This window comes from Variovorax sp. LG9.2 (assembly GCF_035018885.1).
Lineage (GTDB): Bacteria > Pseudomonadota > Gammaproteobacteria > Burkholderiales > Burkholderiaceae_C > Variovorax.
Window position 1 is genome coordinate 1 of record NZ_JASJXB010000113.1, and the last position, 413, is coordinate 413.

1 protein-coding gene is annotated in these 413 nt (G+C 62.5%); it reads right to left on the bottom strand.

Going from position 1 to position 413, the window contains the following annotated elements; translation table 11 throughout:
• Positions 1-413: IS5 family transposase (locus QN413_RS27145; RefSeq protein WP_323499650.1), on the bottom strand; the 413-nt coding region annotated here is incomplete at both ends.

Consider the following 413-nt stretch of genomic DNA (forward strand, 5'->3'; position numbering starts at 1 on the left):
CTGGCCTTCATCTTCTCCGCACGCTCGGCCAGGAACTGAGGCTCGATGAATTCATTGAGCTTGCGACGCCTGCCACGACGCATGGCCACGTGCCAGGTCGGTCCTTGCGCTTCAGCTCGCTTGTGCACGCCCTGGTAGCCAGCGTCGCCGAAGGCCGCATGCTCTTCACCATGCAGCAGTGCGCCAGCAACGTTGATGTCGCTCACATTGGCGGCCGTGCCCACCACCGTATGTACGAGGCCCGACTGTGCGTCCACGCCGATGTGCGCCTTCATTCCAAAGTGCCATTGATTGCCCTTCTTGGTCTGATGCATCTCCGGGTCGCGCGTGTTGTCCGCGTTCTTGGTCGAGCTCGGGGCCGCAATGATGGTGGCGTCCACGATGGTGCCGGCACGCATCAAAAGGCCCTGCTC